At 70.2% G+C, this 818-nt stretch carries 1 protein-coding gene and 1 pseudogene; both read left to right on the plus strand.

What is annotated here, in order from left to right; translation table 11 throughout:
• A partial coding sequence (locus DYI24_RS27290; RefSeq protein ID WP_502706394.1) for a GTA baseplate fiber-binding domain-containing protein occupies window positions 1–723 on the plus strand: 723 nt, incomplete at its 5' end.
• Window positions 724–732: 9 nt separating this feature from the next.
• Window positions 733–818: pseudogene (locus DYI24_RS28700) on the plus strand (DUF2793 domain-containing protein); the annotation flags it as partial.

The raw sequence follows: 818 nt of genomic DNA on the forward strand, positions 1-818 counted from the left end.
CGGTGGGACCGCGTGAGTAAGTTCCGCGTCCAGATCGCTGGCGGCGCGCTGGCGTCGTTGTCGGAGCTGCGGGTGCTGGCCGGCGGCAACGCTGCGGCGGTGCAGACCCTCGACGGCGGCTGGGAGATCCTGCAATTCGCCAATGCCGAACTGATCGACGGCAACATTTATCGGCTGTCGCATCTGCTGCGCGGCCAGCTCGGCAGCGATAGCGCGATGCGCGACCTGGTGCCGGCCGGCGCGCGGTTCGTGCTGCTCGACACCCATCTGGTGCCGATCGCGCGCGGGCTGTCGGCGCTTGGCCGCAGCCTGCGCCTGCGTGTCGTAGCAAGCGGGCGCAGCCATGACGATGCCAGCGCGGTCGACCTGACCGCGACGCCGGGGCTGACCGCGCTGCGGCCGCTGGCGCCGGTGCATCTGTCTGCACGCCGAACTGCCGATGGCGTTCGCATCGGCTGGATCCGTCGCACCCGGCTCGACGGCGACGGCTGGGGCGTCGAGGTGCCGCTCGGCGAAGACAGCGAAGCTTATGCGGTCGACATTCTCGGGAGCGGCGGCGCGGTGGTGCGGACGATGCAAACAGCCGTGCCGCAGGCGCTGTATGCGGCCGCCGACGAGCGCGCCGATTTCGGTGCGGCGCAAGCCTCGCTCACGCTCCGCGTCGCGCAGTTGTCCGCCACCGTGGGCCCGGGTTTTGCCGCCACCGCCACCTTCGCGCTGTGAGGACTGATCATGACCACTGCCAATCTCGGCCTGCCGCTGATCGAGGCGAGCCAGGCGCAGAAGCACGTCACCCATAACGAGGCGCTGTTCAGCCT

The organism is Rhodopseudomonas sp. BR0C11 (assembly GCF_010820945.1).
GTDB lineage: Bacteria > Pseudomonadota > Alphaproteobacteria > Rhizobiales > Xanthobacteraceae > Rhodopseudomonas > Rhodopseudomonas palustris_H.